The sequence below is a fragment of the Polynucleobacter sp. Fuers-14 genome (genome assembly GCF_018882045.1).
In the GTDB taxonomy this organism is placed as follows: Bacteria; Pseudomonadota; Gammaproteobacteria; order Burkholderiales; family Burkholderiaceae; genus Polynucleobacter.
Window position 1 is genome coordinate 1 of record NZ_JACVPG010000017.1, and the last position, 16,484, is coordinate 16,484.

Consider the following 16,484-nt stretch of genomic DNA (forward strand, 5'->3'; position numbering starts at 1 on the left):
CTATTACAACCATGATCGGATCAAACAAAAACTAAAGGGATTAAGCCCGGTAAATTACCGAACTCAATCCCTCGTGCTAACCTAACTAAACTGTCCAACTTTTGGGGGTCAGTTCATTCGGGCGGTTTTTTATTACACTAAGCAAACTCCTTAACTTAGCTGTACCACATTACGAGAATTTGCCATGCCAAATTTCATTGGGAATCATCTCAATTTTGTTAAATATGCGCCTTTAATATTTTTTGTCTCTATCCTGGCATTCTTATTGATAGGCTGGATGTTTGGGAGATACCGCCTGCTTCGCACGGATAAGGTAATTGTTCGAGATTCTTTAGCAGCTTCCATCTTTGGATTATCGGCACTGGTTCTCGGTTTTACATTCTCGGGTGCAAATGAGCATTTTGATAAGCGCATTAGCCTCATACGCGCACAAGCAGATGCCATTAGCCAAGTCTACCAATCGAGCAAGTACCTTAGCCCAAAAGATCAGATTGAAGTGCGCAACTCTCTTAAAGTAATTCTTGCAGATCGTCTTGCTTTGTACAAAGAGGTTAATACATTCGACGACTTGAATGAAAACATCACTCGCCTAGGCAATAAGTTAAATGAGTTTAATGAATTAATGATGCTGAGTATTCCTCGCGCGCCCATTGGCAACAGGGAATTGGCAGACAAGATCTTGAGACCCCAAGCCGATAATCTCACGGTAGTCTTGAGGGATGGAATGTTGAATGCAAGACATCACCCCCCTGTAATTCTTGAGCGCTTCTTATTTGCCCTACTATCTATTAGCGCACTCTTAAGCGGCTATGCTATGGCAGTCAAGAATGAAGAAGATTGGTTTTTAACTTTTATCTACCTTGGACTGATGGGCTTCGCTCTCTATGTGATCTTCGCATTAGAGTTCCCGAACGAATTATTTCCGTACGACTCCTTTAACGCAGACTTATTGAGAGCTCAAACTCTAATGGAATAAGCTGTCGTGCAAACTATCTTCTCTGGTAGCTATTGAGTAAATTGTCCTGCAGTACATAGGCAATGCCATTGACTACCAAAGAAAGGTCTTGATCGAGTACGCGGCTTCGGTAAGTCCAACCAGCGGGTAATTTCAACTGCTCACTCAGTACCGGTAGATCTTTCATACTGAGTGCAGGATTCACAATCTGTGAGTACGACTGCATAACATAAACCTCTCCTGCGGGAGAGGTAAGCTCGTATACAGCACTACCGGCTCTATATACAAAATTGGTAGTGCGGGTAACTTCATTTGGGCTGTACTGCTTACTACCCATCAATTGCTTAAGCAAACTCACTTGCACAGTTGCTCGCAAATTCATCTCGATGCCACCAAAAGATTCTTTTACATCATTGACAGTAGTTCCTGCCGCTTGTATTTCATCCATAGTCCAATAGCGAGGACCATTTAACAAAACAAATGAGGCATCAAAAGACTTCTCAATAGATTCCTTGGTCAAAGTCTTCCACTGGGCTTCAGGGCAAAGATTAAGCCCTTGCGTATTAAATACCTTTACTTCCAAATTGAGCCAAGCTCGCTTGCCTACCAGAACTTCGCAATAACGCTGATTACGTAGATTTGAGACGCTTTTCTGAAATACTGGCTGAGAGTCAGCTGATTGAGCGAGTGAAGTCCCGCAAAGAAGAGTGGAGCTCAGTAAGAGTAAACCCGCTGAAATGAGGAGAGTTGCTTGATTGCGACCAGTCATCTTGACGCCCGTTCCAGTGGTAATGTTGGGTACAGCTTACTCCTATAAATAAAAAGCGCCTGGTCTTTTGAACCAGGCGCTCTTATTTCTACAGCCAGATGGCTGAGGAAAGTAACGGCTATTACATCATGCCGCCCATTCCACCCATACCACCCATGCCGCCCATATCAGGCATACCACCAGCAGATTCATCTTTTGGTGCTTCAGAGATCGCGCAATCGGTTGTCAACAACAGGCCAGCAACAGAAGCAGCATTTACCAATGCAGTTTTTGTTACCTTAGTTGGGTCGATAACACCTTGTGCAACGAGGTCGCCGTATTCACCAGTAGCAGCGTTGTAGCCGTTATTGCCTGTACTTGCTTGTACTGCATTAACAACCACACCAGCATCTTCACCAGCGTTGCTAACGATCGTACGCAATGGCTCTTGCATAGCGCGCAATACGATGCTGATACCAGCGTCTTGATCGGCGTTATCGCCTTTCAAGCCTTTGATACCTTGCATTGCACGAATCAATGCTACGCCACCGCCAGGAACAATGCCTTCTTCAACAGCTGCACGGGTTGCGTGCAATGCGTCGTCAACACGAGCCTTCTTCTCTTTCATCTCTACTTCAGTAGCAGCACCAACACGAATCACAGCAACACCGCCAGCCAACTTGGCTACACGCTCTTGCAATTTTTCTTTGTCGTAGTCGCTAGTAGCTTCTTCGATCTGAACACGAATGTTCTTCACACGAGCTTCGATTGCTTTAGCATCGCCTGCACCGTCAATGATGATGGTGTTTTCTTTGCCCACTTCGATACGCTTTGCTTGACCTAAGTGCTCAAGCGTTGTTTTCTCGAGTGTGAGGCCGATTTCTTCAGCAATTACTGTGCCGCCAGTCAAAATCGCGATGTCTTCCAACATAGCTTTACGACGGTCACCGAAACCAGGAGCCTTAACAGCGCAGGTCTTAATGATGCCGCGGATGTTATTCACCACTAAAGTTGCCAAGGCTTCGCCTTCAACATCTTCTGCAATGATCAACAATGGACGGCCAGACTTTGCTACTTGCTCAAGTACTGGGAGCAAATCACGGATGTTGGCAATCTTCTTGTCAAACAAGAGTACGTATGGGCTTTCCAATACGGCAACTTGTTTTTCTGGTTGATTGATGAAGTATGGAGAGAGGTAACCGCGGTCAAACTGCATACCTTCAACTACTTCAAGCTCGTCTTCTAATGACTTGCCATCTTCAACAGTGATAACGCCTTCTTTACCTACTTTTTCCATTGCTTCTGCAATGCGCTGACCAATACTGTGGTCGCTGTTTGCAGAAATAGAACCTACTTGAGCGATTTCTTTAGTAGTGGTGCAAGGCTTGCTGATTTTTGCGAGTTCTTGGATAGCAGCTGCAACAGCTTTATCAATACCGCGCTTCAAGTCCATTGGGTTATGGCCTGAAACAACATACTTCATACCTTCGCGAACGATAGACTGCGCCAATACAGTAGCGGTGGTTGTACCATCACCAGCGATGTCAGCAGTTTTGGAAGCAACTTCCTTAACCATCTGCGCACCCATGTTCTGGAGCTTGTCTTTGAGTTCGATTTCTTTTGCTACGGATACACCGTCTTTAGTAATTGTTGGTCCACCGAATGAACGCTCAATCACCACGTTGCGACCTTTTGGCCCCAAGGTTGTTTTCACTGCATTAGCAAGAATATTGACGCCTTCGACCATCTTGGTGCGGGCGTTATCTCCAAATACAACGTCTTTTGCTGCCATGATTAAATTCCTCTCTTAAATACCGAAATTACTTCTGTACAACAGCCATGATGTCGTCTTCACGCATCACGATGAGTTCTTCGCTGTCAACTTTTACTGTTTGACCTGCATATTTGCCAAACAACACGCGATCGCCAACTTTGACGTCAGGTGCGTTTAATTTGCCGCTGTCATCACGTTTACCCGGGCCTACTGCCAATACTTCACCTTGATCAGGTTTTTCTGCAGCAGCGTCAGGAATGATGATTCCGGAAGCAGTTTTTGATTCTTGATCTAAACGCTTGATGATTACGCGATCATGTAAGGGACGCAAATTCATCTCTTCTCCTATGTTAGTAAGTGTTAACTATTTAAATAAACTATATAAATCAATGCTTTATAATCTCTTCACACGGACGCCAAGGGTTATTTAGATATAAATCACCTCTTTAGCACTCGCATGTAGGGAGTGCTGATTATATAGGTCTGATTCTCTGGATTTCAAGGGCTGATCACCATAAATTCTTTAAGGATTTTGACGATATTCAACTATCTTGGAAGTTTCGTCACTTAACTTGAAACTCTTAAGATTTTGTAACCATTTGAATTTATTGCAATAATCAGCCCAGCTTTCTTAAATCATTCAATTGAATTGCATTTGAGTCAAATTTTCGTGAATCTATTCTTATTTATTTTTAGGGAACTACTCACTTAACTTGCTTACTGATAAGTGAGATTTTGAATTCAGCAATTACTCAACAAACTAACTACGAAGACTCACAAAAATCTTTGAGTAGTTCGTATAAAACTAAGTAGCAATACTTCACTACCTCGTGATTTTCTTTGCTCGGCGCTAGATCACCATGCACCAGCGTGCAACGCACTTGATACAAAATTTCGATAAGTCCAGCGAAAATAATTTGATGGTCGTTGGTCAAAACTAATGTGTTATTAAGTATCAAGCCATCTACGCCACTTTTAAGTTTTCCCGTTTTTGTTAAAGCATTTTTCAATACGGCGTCAAAATATCCAGTCGCTTCACCCTTTTTAGAAAAATCGACCAAAAGATGCTCGAACGCTAAATATTTTCCATGCAAAAATTTTTCATTTTTTATTTGTGCTTTGACTAATGAGAAGTGGAGTAATTCAATCAGCGATAGAAACGTTTTTTCATCTTTACTATTTCCCATGGCGTAAACGTTCTTGAATTTTTGGTAGACTTTGTTGCTACCAGTAAACTCTGTTTTCAACTTGTTGATGTTGTCTCTATCTGTCTTCTCGCCATAATGAAAGTTGTACCAAGAATTACACGCAAGCCATAGATTGACGAATGGCGAAAAGTAGTCCACCTCCGCTTTATCAAACCATTCTTTTTTGTAGTCTTTGCTATTGTTTGGCATGGTGGTTCATTTGGTTTGTTGTTCTATGTAATTCATGCCCGCTTGCTCATCTTGTTCAATGGCAATTTCTACGGCACGCTTTGCCACTTCTAGCAGGCGTTCGCTCTCGGCTTTGAGTTTGAAACTTTCCTGAATCTGTGAGGCAATTTTCTGTTGAATCGACATATCAAGGATAGGCACTAAAACGTTTTCAATCTCCTCTTTCCGCCAATGAAGAATAATAGAACCGCCCGCATCGCGTTCGGCTTGTTGCTTCACGACAATTGAGTTCAAAACCAAGGTTAAATAATCAGGCAGCACTCGTGTTTTGTCTTTCACAGTCAGATGGAGAATCGCGCCTGACGTAATGAAATCAGCATCTTCCCGCAGACGATAGGCTTCGCCTACACTTCCATCTTTGGAAAACAAAATAGTGTCGTGCTTGGGTTTGAGTGCATCTAGCTTATCGAGATTTTCACTTAAAAAAGCATCACTCAATCGCACTTGCGGCGTTGTCAGCCCTTGTTTGCTGTAGTCAGCTACGCGTAAAAAAGGCAAACCCTCCGCATCTTCACTATATGCGTCAGAGCCAGGTTCAATAGATTTCTGAATGTTAACCAACACACCCAATTTGGCATGCGGCTGCGTCGCAATATGCGCTACCATTTGTTCATATTTCGGCAGGTAATACTCCGCATCTAGCCGCCCAGTGCAAGTAAATGAGTCTCTGAATGACTTGATATTCACAGCCTCACTGCTGGGTGTGAAATTGGTTAAGCCGAGGGTTTCGAGGAGCAAGGTTTCAGTGGAGGCAAAAATTGCTGTTAATTGATGTTTTAGTTCGCGCGATATCAACACAAGGTCACTGACCTTTTTTTCAAAACTTTCATTTTTTAACGGAATTGGTATTTCAGTTATGTCCGATACGTTGAGTTTGGGCTGGGCATTTCCACTAATTTTTCGAAGTGTTAATGCGTTGCCATACACAGAATTCAGAAAAACCAAAATATAGTGGCGTTTGGCTACTTCATATGCCGAAAGTTTAATCCCAATGTTGTTTTCGCTAATATTACACATCTGTAATTCTTCATCAACTCGAGCGTAGTATCCAATTGTGTTCCCAACCTTTGAAAGGACTAAGTCATCAATAAATAGCTGACTATTTTTCAGTAAACTGTTGTTTTCCTCTGAAATATAAACAATTTCATTTTTTTGAATTTCAAAGCCACCCTTAATGTTTTGTACGCGTACAAAAGGCACACCCTTTGTAAGGTATGAATGACTTTTTAATGTTGAGCCAAATGGACCGCTGACGACTTCTTTATTTTGAAGAAAAAAATGCGGGATTTCTTTTAGCTTCTTATCCATTAATAATGACCACTTAATGAAGTATGAGCTATCAATTCGAAATGATTGATTCCTCAGAGACACATCACTCAACAGAATCTCACTTGCCTCCAGCCCCTCCAACAACGCCCCATAACGGGCTTCATTGAAAGGGCTTAGAGAAAAAAACTTAAGCGCTCTTTTTTGGCAAACTCTTGGAAGGCTTCGGCTATGCCGTCTTGCGTTTTACCGTCATGGTTAAATAGGTCATGCTTCACAATCAGATGGTCGTGCGCGTCTAATACGGGCTGCCCATCTTTGCCCATCACATAAATCTTGTCACCGCTGTTGTCTTTGCTAGGCTCGCACATGGTGGCAAAGAAAATTGGGTAGTCATCTAAACGGGGGCAAAGTACGCCTGCTTTTGGGTCGTCATTCCACTTTTGAACGAAAAGCACGCTGGTTTTTGTGCCTGTATGCGGTTTGAATACATTGCCATGCAACCCAATAACTGCCAGCAAGCGGCATTTGTCTGCCAGATATTCGCGTATGTCTTTATCGCTGGAATTGTTAAACCTACCTTGAGGCAACACTACCGCCATGCGCCCCCCAGGTTTAAGGAAGGACAAATTGCGTTCGATAAATAAAATATCACGCCCCACAGCGGTTTGATATTTGCCATTTGGTTTTTTGGCTAGGTCGTATTTAGCAAGTATACGAGTTTCCTTGATATCGCCAGCAAAGGGCGGGTTTGCCATTAGTACATCGAAACCGAAATCACGATTTTGGTCTTTGGGTTGGCGAAGTTTGCGCAGTTTTTTCCAGCCTTCACCATAAACATCTGTCCATGCTTCATCTTTGGTTTTTTCGTCCCAACGTTCATAGTCCAAGGTATTTAAATGCAACACGTTAGTTTGACCATCACCAGCGATTAGATTAAGTGTGCGTCCCACGCGAACAGCCTTTTCATCAAAGTCAATTGCAAAGACCTTTTCTTGAACATAGGTCTCACACCGCGCTGGTTTTTTCTCAGTAGTGAACAAGTGACTCTTGCTCAAACCCTCATCTTTCATAATTTGCTCCCAAACATGGAAAATTCCATGGACAGGAAAGCCGCATGAACCCGCTGCGGTGTCAATCAGGGTTTCATGCTCTTGTGGATTTAGCATCTTCACACACATATCAATCACATGGCGCGGCGTGAAGTATTGCCCTTTCTCGCCTTTGCTTGATTTGTTGATCAGGTATTCAAAAGCCTCGTCCACCACGTCTAGGTTTGAGTTAAAGAGTTTGACGCCCTCCAAAGAAGACACGCAAACTGCCAAATGACTTGGCGTAAGGTCAATCTTTGAACCTTCTGGGAATACGCCCTCCCACTTGTTGCGGGCTTTATCGAACAGGTCTTGAATTTTGGTTTTGAGTTCGGTCTCAGTGTCGCCGTAGTTCTTAAAAACAAGGTGGCGTTTTTTATCGCGCCCGCTTTCCATCTCATCAAACAACTTGGTGAAAATCAGTTTGAAGAGTTCTTCAAAAACATCAACACCTGCGTTTGACAGAACCTCATCTTCCATTTCTAGAATGAGGTCTTTCAGAGATTTTTTCTCATTAACGAGTTTGTCTTTTTTAACGAGGTCGTCAATCGTCCAGCGCTCAGAAAGTATGTCGGACAGTTTTTCAAGCGCTGATGGAATAGTTGGGATGTCTTCAAAGTAGTTTGGGTCTTTGCGGTGGTAAAACGAGATTTGCTCACCGTTTGACCATACGCCCATAGGTGCGCCCGTGGCATTACAGTAACTTTTGAGTTGCTCCTTACCATCTTTGAGTTTGGGCTTTTTAAGCTCCACCAAAATGTAGGGTGTCGTAGTTTTGTCTTTGTCAAACACGCAAATATCAGCACGTTTTTTCTCACGCCCAAAAACAACGCCGTACTCCAATTCAATGCGTGTGGCGGGATAGCCTAAATCATCAATTAGTACCATCAAATAAAGCTGCCTGACGGCTTCTTCAGGGGTTAATTTGATGGGCTTATTGCGAATTAAGCATTCAACGTAGGGGGCTTGTTTTTTGCCTGCCTCGTTAATGGTTATACGCTTTTCTAAAGCATCAATTTGCTGTTGCTTGAACTGCGTTAATTTGTAATTACTGTCTTTAAGTAACTGTATTAGGTGGGTAGTCATTTATCTCTCTTTTTATCCAATCAATTCTGCATAAGTAATGCGCTTATGCCATTCTTTATTTAGCAAGGCATCAATGCGGTCAAAAGTATGCACCCGCACATTGTCCTCATTCAACCGATACGCAAACCCATTGACATATCTCTGCAAGTGCCTCGCACTAAACGAGTGATACACGCCGCAAAATCCACGCTTCAATACCGCCCAAACCGATTCAACCTCATTAGCATGAGCCATCCCATCTACAAACTGCTTGGCTGAATGTTGACCACCAAATGATTGAATTTAACGCTGTTATATGACCGATGCTCGTCCGTACATAATGCCGCTGTCGGATGAATATTGGTGTTCAAGAAATTATGAATCGTGTCTTGCGTCGTATTAGAAACGACCTTTGCACGTACACGACCATTGCGCTCACCAACGCCTAACACAGCTACCTTGCCGACGACTGCACCACGACCAGCTTTTAACTTCTTATGCTCGTGCTTGTTGGTTTCTTTGCCACCAATATATATCTCGTCTGCCTCAAAAATGTCTTTCAAGAAATTGCTTGGGTCATTATCGTTGTCGTTGTCATTACACGCTTCACGGATGCGTTGCAACATAAACCATGCCGTTTTTTGGGTAACACCGATTTCCTTCGATAATTGAACCGATGAAACACCTTTACGATTGGTTACAACCAAGTAAATAGCAAATAACCATTTATCTAATGGCACATGGCTTCTTTCAAAAATAGTGCCAGTCCTGACCGTATACACCGAGCGGCAATGATGACACCGATAATAACCAGCCGTATTGTCTCTCACTTGCTTATGCTGATTATCCATATGCCCACATTTTGGGCATATCGGCTTGTTATTCCATCTTTGCTTCTCAAGATATAACCTTACCGACTCAGCCGTAGGGAACTTTTTAATGAACTCAAATGCAGATGCTGTAACTTTGCACATTTTTTGCCCCCTTTATGTTGATATTGTGGATATTTTAGGGATTGTGTTATGCAAGTCAAGTATATAATTCTCAAAAGTAAGTTTCGACGATATGTTGACAGGCTGGTCCATCTCTTCAAGTTTTAGTTCAATTGAAAAGACAATTTTCATAAATCATTCGTGAGAAAAATCCCATTTTTTTGCCATTTTTACAGCAACGTCCTTTTGATTTTTTCTATAAAAACGATAAGTGGGATTCTTATTGCATACCAAAAGACCCTCAGATGAATGAAGTTGTGCTAACTCTTCATCACCATAACGAGATCGGTCCTTTCGAGTGGGAAATGACCCCTTACGACCGCAAAGAATGATCATCACTGCCAACGCGTGAAAAGTTGCGCTGCACACTTCCATTTCTGGTAATTCCAAGACATCGTCTAACTGTCTGTTAAAAATATTCTTTATTTTCTCCACCCTGGGATGATTAAATTCCAAATGGTATTTTCGATATAACGCCCCAATTAAAGCCAAGGCATCTAAGTCTTTGGGGATTGAATCCATAGTATTAATCAAAGACATTTCAAAGGTGCTCATATTCCGCCTATTCCAGAAGTAATCCTCGAACCCAGATTCTTGCTGATGGTGAGCATATTGCCCCCAAACACCTGCTGGCTTGCCTTTAAGCAAGGCTACTTCAAACTTCTTAAAGCATTTCATTAAAAACTGGTTGGTAGCCTCCAAATCATAAGGCTCAAGATCAAATAACTGCCAAATTAATGAATCAAAGCACTCAATAGTTTGGGGATATACCTCGGCAACTCTTTTAATTAAATCAAATTTTCTTTTTGAATTGTCACCGCGTGTTGGTATCACCCCCTTGTTTTTAATTGCCCCAAAAACACGTGTTCGAGATTCACCTCCTGATTTCATTGGACCATTAGCCTGTCCAAATAGCATATCCAATTTGTAATCAGTGAGCTTGCTATGGTGCTTAACTACCCAATACCAAACCTGAGCCTTAAAACGATCAATCTGTGGGACCTTTTTTCTGCCAGCTTTGGATATTCTTAAATTTGATTTAGCTTTCATCTTAAGTGTTTTTAATTGGTATTGTGAAATTGTGCATTTTATAGCAACTATGCAATACCAATATTTCATGCTATTAATTGCAACATTCAATTCTTATATAGCAATTTAGGCAACTAGATGAAATCTGACGATCTTTTGGAGCGACTGCTTGAGCAGCATGGTCCGCTAATGACGGGGAAGAACTTGCATCAAGCCCTTGGCTATAAATCTTGGGCAGGATTTGCAAAGGCGGTAAGAGGCGGCATCGTTGAAATCGACATATTTAACTTACCGGGTCGCAAAGGAAGGTATGCCAAAACAAGTGATGTAGCCAATTGGATTAATAAGCTAAGCCCAAAATAATGAGCAATTTCAATCGATGATTATTGCAATCCACAAAGAGTGGCTTGATTCTTAAAGAAAAACGAGTTGATTGACCCAGAAAAGGAAATTCATATGTAAAAAACAAAAAACCGTACCACTTCTGTCAGTAGCACGGCTTTTGCCTCCCACTTTCATGAGATTTTTAATACGCTAATTGAATTATCTCCAAAGAAAAAAGTGATGTCAATAGATGGAATTGCTTTGCCTAAATTTTAGGTAAATCAAGCGGTCTAGCCGTGCTTTACCCAATTTCTTAGGAGAAATCCAATGATCGTTAATTCAACGCGTCAGGTAATTACGCGTTCGCCCCATAAATCCGTGGGGCTGATTAATTGCCAGCATTTTCAGCCTCAGCCTGTTGTTTACGAATCTCAGCTCGAGCGAGCGCTTGTGCAGCAGTGTCTGCTTTGCCCTGGGGTTTCGCGGATTGTTGCCCAGCCATTTCGAGTCAATCTAGACCCAAAAAAGAACAGGCACTACACCCCTGACTATTTAATCGAATTAGACGATGGGTCTTTTTTGGTTGTTGAAGTCAAGATTCTCAGGCGCATTGCCAAGCTCGAAAAGCGTTTTAACCAAATTAATGAACGCTTGAGCTCTCGTGGGTTTTCATTTATGACGGCCGACGAAACGCAGCTTTACTGTCTTGATAAAGAAAAGCACGTCAAGGAAATTCTTCGGTATGTCAATTGGCAGGTAACAGCAGAACTTAAAAAGGCTGTTTTACAGGCATTGGCCGAAGTTAGCCAAACATCCATTTCTATTGGCGAGTTGGCAACTCAGGCGCAATGCGCCAAAGAAGACCTTTTGCATCTCATTGCTACGCGGCAAATATTCATTGCAGCAATTACCCCTACCTCCGATCTATTGATCACCATACCCACTTTAGGAGTCACTCATGGCATTAATTTCTTTTCACACTGGTTTAACACTGCGTTATGGGGATCGGATCTACCAGTTCCTCAGACAACTTGATAAAGACCAAGTTCAGTTTGAAGACCAGCTCACCAGGCATACCAAAACCTTAACGATTGCCCAAGCCGTTCATGACGTTCAGGAGGGCAAGGCTCTTGTGTTGAGGGAGGGCTTTGACTCCAAATTGCCCGAATCGGTCGAGCCACCGTCAAATTTAACCGATCTACCCATGCACTATCAGGACAACTTGGGCAAGAAGATGGAATATGTTTCTTGGATGCGACGACTAAAGATTGGCCGTGGTGAGAAAAAGCGAATTACCGAGCAGATTCCATTGGTTGCAGAAAAAATTAAGGATGCTGCGCCACCGTCATTTAATACCGTCATGCGCTGGATGCGACTTTATGAATTAAGTGGGCTCAATCCCGCCTCATTAGTTTCGAGATATGTTTACCGGGTTAAAAGCCGCCTTTTGCACCCGCAAGTTGATGAGCTGATTTACAGATGCCTGCATACCCACTACTTCACTAGAGCGAGAAATTCTCTAGAAAACGTAGGGTCAATCATTCGGATAGAGCTTAAAAAACTCGTAAACCAAGGGAAAATTACCGAGCAAGAATCCAAAGTTAGCGCATCTACTATCAGCAGAAGATCCAAAGAGGTTGAACCTTTTTTTGCCACTAAAGCTAGATATGGCGAGCTTTATGCAAGGGCGCTCTATCGAACCCCTTTTGGCGAGAACCCTGTGTGCCGCGCTCTTCAGCGTTATGAAATCGATCACACCACTCTGAACTGGGTGGTCATCTGCGACCGAACGGGTTTACCGCTAGGCAGACCAACGCTCACTATCGTAGTTGATCGCTATAGCAGCTACATCGTCGGTTTGCATATTAGCTTTGATGGCCCGGGTCTGAGCTCAACTCTAAAAGCATTAAAAGTTGCCATACAACCTAAGGAGCTATTTACCAATAATGCCAGCTACCTCACCAACCCTTGGCTGGGATGTGGCATTCCCGAAGAATTTGCTGTTGATAACGGTTTGGAATTTCATTCGCCGCAATTTCGTCAGGTTGCCTGGGAGCTTCAGGCCACTCTTGAATACTGCCGTGTTCGTACGCCCTGGAGCAAAGCGGCTGTAGAGCGAGTATTTCGTGAGCTCGACTTCCTGCATCTGCCCTCTGGTCGCGTACATAAGCCAATTGCCAATGTCCGCTATCCAGATCCAAGAAAAGATGCTGGCATTCCCTTTAGTGTTTTTTGCGAGACGATCCTTAAGTGGGCAGTTGATATCCATCCTTTTCACATTAACAAACATAAGCTCTCTCGCTCATTTGATCTTTTTGGTGAAAGTTTAGATCAGATTCCGCCGCCTAAATTTCTCGGAAGTTTAGAGACTTTGGATCGGATTGCTGCCATGTCCAAAGTATTAATGGTTAATAGTGGCGGCATTGAATTGGCAGGACTCTCCTACTCTTGCCCAGAACTTTTTCGCATGAAAAAGGAGGTTGGGCCCAAATTTAAAACTTTGGTGAAGTGGGATCCAGATGATCTAGTCATGGTTCATGTACAGCATCCACTAGACCACTCCCAATGGCTTGCCGTGCCATCACGAAACCCTCACTACACCAACCAATTGTCTTGGGTTCAACATCGAAATATTCGTGCCTATGCCAGAGAGCATCTCAAAAATATACGAGGTCAAGAGCAACTTGATAGAGCACGCTCAGAGCTAGAAGATCTATGGCATAGCCGCATGATCAAAGACCATAAAAAATTGGACTACAAAAAGGCCGTACAAGTTCAAGCACTCTCTTCTGGAAAGATCTGGGTACCGGATAACGAGATTGTTACCAAAGTTGAACATAGACCAATCGAGCCAATCCTCATCGTTCCCGAAACCAAAATCATGCCGATTGCCATTCCTGATTTTGAGAGCTTTTCCCTTCACTAAATAAATGAATACCATGAAAAAACCATTACTTAATACCCTAGAAACTGATATCGAAGAGCATGAAAAACGTGAGTTACAAAGACGTATTTTTATGTACTCCAGAGATGCTTTAAAAATTGCCTCTAGCATTGAACCCATCATCGTCAACCATCCGCGATTTATCCAAGGCATGCAAGCCTTAGATCGAATCTACCAATTGGCCCGCGAACTTGATCTGCCGCAAGGCATCCGGATTATTGGCCCCACGGGGTCAGGAAAAACATCGCTCGTAGATTACTTCTCTAAAACCCTGCCAAAAACAACTCTCTTTAAACAAGGTCTTGGTATTGTCTTTATTCGCTTAGATGCTTCTCCAACCAGGCATCAGCTGGTTCGCAATCTGTTACTCGCTTACAACTATCCCTTTGCAACCACCTCAGTGAAAGCGATTGATATTAAGACACAAGTCTTGTGCGACATCATTACGCAAAAGGGAACCAGAATTCTGGCCATTGATGAAAGTCATCACCTCGCATTCTCCAAATCGAGGCGTTACTCCAAAAGCTCACAGAACGACGTAACCGATTGCCTGCATCACTTAATGGATCAAACAGGAGTTGGACTCTTTTTAATGGGTACCAAGGAATTGGATGATTTAGAGGATCTAGATGCCCACCTAGCTTCTCGAGTGAGTACCCGTATTGAGCTAACTGACTATGTCACCCTCACTCCCGAATGGTACGGACTACTCAAAGCCTTTGTGAATGAATCCAAGCAGTTTGATCTGAGCATCATCCTCACAGAAAACTATGGCGCGCTGATTCATGCGGCAACCGGTGGCAATTTACGCAATTTAAAACGCCTACTTACCGAGGTCGTCTTAATTGGAGTTGATGTCCAGCTTGAGGCTATTACGCAATCGACCTTTCATCTAGCCCATGAACGTATTTACGGGGAAGGGAATGACCGTGTCAATCCATTTACAAAGTGAGCTTAATCCACCCCCAATTCAAATTGAATGCCTAGATGATGAGTCAGGCTTGGGCTATCTATTGAGATGGCTGGGAGCCAACCATCTGCCGTTTCGCTGGCTCAAAGGTGGGCTGGGCATTAAAGGGCCTCGCCTGCCTGATGCACGAGACGCGATCGCCTTATCCCATTTGACCGGGATGGGGCATAAACAGATCAAACGGATATTGATGGAGTCTTTTGGCAACGCACAGGAAGGCGGAATCATGGTCTATGGCCAACAACTTCTTTTTAAGGACCTCTATCGATTTCGTAGCCCCCAGGTCTGTATAAGCTGCATTCATCAAAAAGGGTATATCTCAAGAAGCTGGGAGTTTGGGCCAATCCCCGTTTGCATAGAGCATGGCACCTATCTCATTGATCGATGTGGGCATTGCAAGAAATCCATTGGTTGGGATAGACCAGCCATTGATGTCTGCCAGTGCAAAAGAATACTATCTGGCGATCCAAAGGATATGGAGCAACCCATTGCACAGGAACTCACTCTGGCGCAATGGGTTTTAAAACCCCTGTTTCAAAGTACCTTTGATGATTCGCGAACCTATCTCAAGCCGCCAGCCTGGATTAACAGTCTTTCGCTCGATGGAGCATTGCGGATTATCAAAGCCTTTGGGATTTGCGAGCAGCCCCACCAAGCTATTTCCTCTAGCTTTCCATGGGGACGCTGCGCAAGCACTTATTGGCGAGATATTTTCAAAAGAGCCTCTATACGTATAGAGCAATTCATTAATGATCCCGCATCCCCTGAGCTGCAGACCTTGGTTTATCGACCATTCCTTGAGGGGTTAGCGGCCAAATCCCTTACTGCAACAGATAAAGATATAGCCCTATACCTACTCAGGGAAATTTTTAACTACAAACCATTAACTCGTTTCGGGAGTGGCAAGGGGCACCTCTCGCAAAGAAGATTATTTGATTAGGACTCGTCATGGAAGAAAAATTCTCAACGCTTTACAACGTCCCCAGGCTCATAGCTACAGAATCCATGAGCTCCTGGATAACTCGCCTAGCCCTGAGCCAAGGAGCATCCATGACCACTATCTTGAGGTATCTAGAAATATCGAAAGCGGAAGATATGGATCGCCTAATTGGAAAGCAAAAGATAAAACACATCTCTAAAAAATCAGGAATGCCGATGAGTGACTTCAAAGGACTGAGAACCATCTTTAAATCGCTAATATCCATTGATCCCAGCGGTAGAAACTTTTTACTGTTTAGCGATAAAAAATCTCGCTATCGGTTTTGCCCTGTTTGCTTAAAAAAAGATGATGTGCCGTATTTTCGAGTTGAATGGCGGTTTAATGTCTGGCGCAGTTGCCCTGATCATGGATGCCTGTTGGAAGATGAGTGCAACCACTGCAAACAATCCATCACCCTACCAACAGATATGCTTAGAGGTGGCCCCAAACGCTCTGGCATTGGAACTCTGGCAATGTGCGCGAATTGCGGCGAATGGATCACCAAGGTAAAGCCGGCATATCACGATTTTAGTGGCTCACGATCCCTTGATGCTGAAGATAACCTGCTAATTCAAAATGGCAAAGCCTTTTTATCTGCCTTGTATTTTGAATATTTTAATATTGATGGATTTAAAAAAACTTATGTAACTAAAGAATTTTTACGTCTGCATAAGAAAAATATTTTTCCATGGCACAGCTTTAAGTGGACGGCAAAACTATGGAGAGACGAAATTTCGTGACTAACCCAATATGTATTAAAAAAATTTACCTTAGTTTAAAAAGGTGGATTCAACTACGAAGTGCAACTTTGAACAACTAGTTAAGGAGGCTAAGGATGTTTTAGTATCCAAAGCTTCTAGACCTGCAAGTCAAAGTAGCCATGACCTATCAACACCTTAGCCAAACTGAAC

15 protein-coding genes and 1 pseudogene are annotated in these 16,484 nt (G+C 43.0%); 8 read left to right on the forward strand and 8 right to left on the reverse strand.

The window, feature by feature from the left end; translation table 11 throughout:
- Together ICN40_RS09535 and ICN40_RS09540 are read left to right on the forward strand one after the other, a co-directional pair.
- Nucleotides 1-85: IS3 family transposase (locus ICN40_RS09535; RefSeq protein ID WP_216243695.1), on the forward strand; the 85-nt coding region annotated here is incomplete at its 5' end.
- Nucleotides 86-184: 99 nt separating this feature from the next.
- Complete coding sequence (locus ICN40_RS09540; protein ID WP_216243675.1) at nt 185-976, forward strand: hypothetical protein; 792 nt, start codon at nt 185-187, stop codon at nt 974-976.
- A 13-nt stretch (nt 977-989) separates the two neighbouring features.
- Here the strand turns inward: ICN40_RS09540 and ICN40_RS09545 are convergent, their stop codons facing one another.
- From ICN40_RS09545 to ICN40_RS09580, 8 genes and pseudogenes are all read right to left on the reverse strand, one after another.
- The gene (locus tag ICN40_RS09545) at nt 990-1,724 is read right to left on the reverse strand and encodes a hypothetical protein (protein ID WP_216120347.1); all 735 of its coding nucleotides are present in this window, start codon (nt 1,722-1,724) and stop codon (nt 990-992) included.
- A gap of 121 nt (nt 1,725-1,845) precedes the next feature.
- On the reverse strand, nt 1,846-3,495 hold the full coding sequence (groL, locus tag ICN40_RS09550; RefSeq protein WP_215320974.1) for a chaperonin GroEL: 1,650 nt from the start codon (nt 3,493-3,495) through the stop codon (nt 1,846-1,848).
- 28 nt (nt 3,496-3,523) lie between these two features.
- On the reverse strand, nt 3,524-3,814 hold the full coding sequence (locus ICN40_RS09555; RefSeq protein ID WP_072582790.1) for a co-chaperone GroES: 291 nt from the start codon (nt 3,812-3,814) through the stop codon (nt 3,524-3,526).
- Between the two features lie 427 nt (nt 3,815-4,241).
- Entirely contained in the window at nt 4,242-4,874 is a 633-nt protein-coding gene (locus ICN40_RS09560) for a hypothetical protein (protein WP_216243677.1), read from the reverse strand.
- A 6-nt stretch (nt 4,875-4,880) separates the two neighbouring features.
- Nucleotides 4,881-6,221, reverse strand: coding sequence for a restriction endonuclease subunit S (locus ICN40_RS09565; protein ID WP_216243679.1), 1,341 nt, complete (start codon nt 6,219-6,221; stop codon nt 4,881-4,883).
- Nucleotides 6,222-6,355: 134 nt separating this feature from the next.
- On the reverse strand, nt 6,356-8,356 hold the full coding sequence (locus tag ICN40_RS09570; protein WP_216243681.1) for an N-6 DNA methylase: 2,001 nt from the start codon (nt 8,354-8,356) through the stop codon (nt 6,356-6,358).
- Nucleotides 8,357-8,368: 12 nt separating this feature from the next.
- A pseudogene (locus tag ICN40_RS09575) lies at nt 8,369-9,309 on the reverse strand (IS1595 family transposase).
- A gap of 153 nt (nt 9,310-9,462) precedes the next feature.
- Nucleotides 9,463-10,446, reverse strand: coding sequence for a hypothetical protein (locus tag ICN40_RS09580; RefSeq protein ID WP_216243683.1), 984 nt, complete (start codon nt 10,444-10,446; stop codon nt 9,463-9,465).
- 48 nt (nt 10,447-10,494) lie between these two features.
- Here ICN40_RS09580 and ICN40_RS09585 point away from each other — a divergent pair, with 48 nt between their 5' ends.
- From ICN40_RS09585 to ICN40_RS09610, 6 genes are all read left to right on the forward strand, one after another.
- A complete protein-coding gene (locus tag ICN40_RS09585) occupies nt 10,495-10,719 on the forward strand; it encodes a hypothetical protein (RefSeq protein ID WP_216243685.1) in 225 nt (74 codons plus the stop codon).
- A 288-nt stretch (nt 10,720-11,007) separates the two neighbouring features.
- Nucleotides 11,008-11,715: a hypothetical protein gene (locus tag ICN40_RS09590; protein ID WP_216243687.1), complete on the forward strand. Its 708-nt coding sequence runs from the start codon at nt 11,008-11,010 to the stop codon at nt 11,713-11,715.
- Complete coding sequence (locus ICN40_RS09595; protein ID WP_216243689.1) at nt 11,639-13,606, forward strand: DDE-type integrase/transposase/recombinase; 1,968 nt, start codon at nt 11,639-11,641, stop codon at nt 13,604-13,606. Before ICN40_RS09590 ends, ICN40_RS09595 begins: the two co-directional genes overlap by 77 nt.
- Before the next feature lie 4 nt (nt 13,607-13,610).
- Nucleotides 13,611-14,576 (forward strand): TniB family NTP-binding protein, encoded by a 966-nt coding sequence (locus ICN40_RS09600; RefSeq protein WP_216243690.1) that lies wholly within the window; start codon nt 13,611-13,613, stop codon nt 14,574-14,576.
- Entirely contained in the window at nt 14,548-15,534 is a 987-nt protein-coding gene (locus tag ICN40_RS09605) for a TniQ family protein (protein WP_216243692.1), read from the forward strand. The genes ICN40_RS09600 and ICN40_RS09605 overlap by 29 nt, the downstream gene beginning before the upstream one ends.
- Before the next feature lie 8 nt (nt 15,535-15,542).
- Nucleotides 15,543-16,313, forward strand: a complete 771-nt coding sequence (locus ICN40_RS09610) for a TniQ family protein (protein WP_216243693.1) — start codon at nt 15,543-15,545, stop codon at nt 16,311-16,313.
- Nucleotides 16,314-16,484 lie beyond the last annotated feature (171 nt).

Excerpts from the sequence above, each read along its gene's own strand:
- ICN40_RS09565 (WP_216243679.1), bottom strand. The coding sequence starts at position 6,221 with ATGGATAAGAAGCTAAAAGAAATCCCGCATTTTTTTCTTCAAAATAAA.
- ICN40_RS09560 (WP_216243677.1), bottom strand. The coding sequence starts at position 4,874 with ATGCCAAACAATAGCAAAGACTACAAAAAAGAATGGTTTGATAAAGCG.
- ICN40_RS09540 (WP_216243675.1), top strand. The coding sequence starts at position 185 with ATGCCAAATTTCATTGGGAATCATCTCAATTTTGTTAAATATGCGCCT.
- ICN40_RS09600 (WP_216243690.1), top strand. The coding sequence starts at position 13,611 with ATGAATACCATGAAAAAACCATTACTTAATACCCTAGAAACTGATATC.
- ICN40_RS09595 (WP_216243689.1), top strand. The coding sequence starts at position 11,639 with ATGGCATTAATTTCTTTTCACACTGGTTTAACACTGCGTTATGGGGAT.
- ICN40_RS09605 (WP_216243692.1), top strand. The coding sequence starts at position 14,548 with ATGACCGTGTCAATCCATTTACAAAGTGAGCTTAATCCACCCCCAATT.
- ICN40_RS09585 (WP_216243685.1), top strand. The coding sequence starts at position 10,495 with ATGAAATCTGACGATCTTTTGGAGCGACTGCTTGAGCAGCATGGTCCG.
- ICN40_RS09590 (WP_216243687.1), top strand. The coding sequence starts at position 11,008 with ATGATCGTTAATTCAACGCGTCAGGTAATTACGCGTTCGCCCCATAAA.
- groL (WP_215320974.1), bottom strand. The coding sequence starts at position 3,495 with ATGGCAGCAAAAGACGTTGTATTTGGAGATAACGCCCGCACCAAGATG.
- ICN40_RS09610 (WP_216243693.1), top strand. The coding sequence starts at position 15,543 with ATGGAAGAAAAATTCTCAACGCTTTACAACGTCCCCAGGCTCATAGCT.
- ICN40_RS09570 (WP_216243681.1), bottom strand. The coding sequence starts at position 8,356 with ATGACTACCCACCTAATACAGTTACTTAAAGACAGTAATTACAAATTA.
- ICN40_RS09555 (WP_072582790.1), bottom strand. The coding sequence starts at position 3,814 with ATGAATTTGCGTCCCTTACATGATCGCGTAATCATCAAGCGTTTAGAT.
- ICN40_RS09545 (WP_216120347.1), bottom strand. The coding sequence starts at position 1,724 with ATGACTGGTCGCAATCAAGCAACTCTCCTCATTTCAGCGGGTTTACTC.
- ICN40_RS09580 (WP_216243683.1), bottom strand. The coding sequence starts at position 10,446 with ATGAAATATTGGTATTGCATAGTTGCTATAAAATGCACAATTTCACAA.